We start from the raw sequence: 1,582 nt of genomic DNA, 5'->3' as shown, positions 1-1,582 counted from the left end.
TTCCAGCACGGTGAAGCAGATTTTCAGCCGTTCGATGCGCCGCGCCCGAAATTCGGTCTCCCAATCTTCCTTGCCGTTGTCTTTCACAAGCGCAAAGCGAAACTCAGCGGCTTTGAGGTAGGAAGCGGCCCGCACTTTGACCTCTAAGCGTTCTTTTTCTTGTTTGACCTGCTCGGTTTCCTCCTCCTTTTTCTGAACTTCCTGGTAGAGCTGAGCGGTTTTCTCGCGTAGCATTTTGTTTTCCTCTTCCAGCTCCTGGATGCGAGCCTGATACTTCTGAATGTAATAGGCCATTTGTTCGGTTTTGAGCTTCATCTCCTCGAACTGGCGCTGGGAGATTTTGCCTTCCTCGGCATATTTCGCAATACGAGCGCGTAATTGCTGGATTTCTTTGGAAAGGGCCTCTACCTTATCGGACTTTTCTTTGAGTTCCATGTCTTTGCGCTCCAGCTCCTGACTCAGGCTCTGGACGCGCTCGTTGAGTTCGCTGACCTCACTTTCTAAGTCCACTTTTTCTTCTTGGAGCTGCTTGACTTCGGCGGTTTTTTTGCGAGACTCCATGTAGAAGTAGGTGGCGGCGACGATGCCGAAGAGAGCGAGGATACTTAGTACGATACCTGCCCGCACAGTGCAAAGTTAGCGTACTAAGAGCGTTTTTTCTTTTGCTGGCGCTGCATGGCCCGGCGCTCCCGGCGAGAAAGGGGTGCACCGGGTTGGGAAGAGGGCGTATACGGGACGGCTTCGCCCTCGGCCTCCAGGAGGGCGGCGGGAGCAGGAGCCGACGCCGTGGTAGTCTGTGTGAAGTAGTAATCTTCCCCCGCCTGGCGTGCCTGCAAGCGCGAAAAATCCTGGCGCCTATGCGTCTGGCGTTGATTAGCCATGTGCTCCTCAAAGATCTCTATGCGGAAAAGCGTCCCGAGGATTTGCTGGGCGAGCCGGTCCAAGAGGTCTTTGAAGAGCTTGAAGGCTTCCAGTTTGTACACGACGAGGGGGTCTTTTTGCTCATAGACGGCGGTCTGGACGGCATGGCGCAGGTCATCCATTTGGCGCAGGTGTTCTACCCACAAGGCGTCGATCTGGCTGAGGGAAACCATCTTTTCTATTTCGGTGAATACGACCTGCCCTTCGGTGTCCAAGATTTCGGTGACGGGGAGGACGATAGGGAGCCGCCGCTGCCCATCCGCAGTGAAGTCCCCCTGCAACCACTCGGCTTGCGAAAACTGCATGCGGAGGGCTTTGGTGCCCTCGTAAACCTGGTGGTTTATCCGCTGGCGCTTAGCTTGGTAGTGGTCAAAGGTCTGCTGGTACAGATGAGCGGCCACGACGTCCGCCGGCTCCTCGAGAAGTTTGGGCGAAATATCCGGCAAGAAGGCGAGGGTACGGAGGCATTCGTACTGGAGCGCCTCGAGGTCTTCGGGCTTGCGGTAGCGTTCGGCCAGACCATGGACGAAATCCTGGAGGGTATTAGCGAGGTCTATGGCGAGGCGGTCTCCAAAGAGCGCGTTCCGTCGCCGGGCATAAATCGCCCGCCGCTGGTGGTTCATCACCTCGTCATACTCCTGTCTCGTATACACAGCTGACG

The 1,582-nt window shown here is 55.9% G+C and carries 1 protein-coding gene and 1 pseudogene; both read right to left on the bottom strand.

Features of this window, described 5'->3' with window-relative positions; all coding sequences use genetic code 11:
• Positions 1-627: hypothetical protein (locus NW860_RS07885; protein ID WP_414513480.1), on the bottom strand; the 627-nt coding region annotated here is incomplete at its 3' end.
• Between the two features lie 17 nt (positions 628-644).
• Positions 645-1,582, bottom strand: a pseudogene (locus tag NW860_RS07880) (hypothetical protein); the annotation flags it as partial.

The sequence above is a fragment of the Synechococcus sp. F70.1 genome (genome assembly GCF_047502745.1).
Lineage (GTDB): Bacteria > Cyanobacteriota > Cyanobacteriia > Thermostichales > Thermostichaceae > Thermostichus.
Note: the sequence above shows the minus strand (reverse complement) of the source record. Positions and strands in the feature narration are given on the sequence as shown.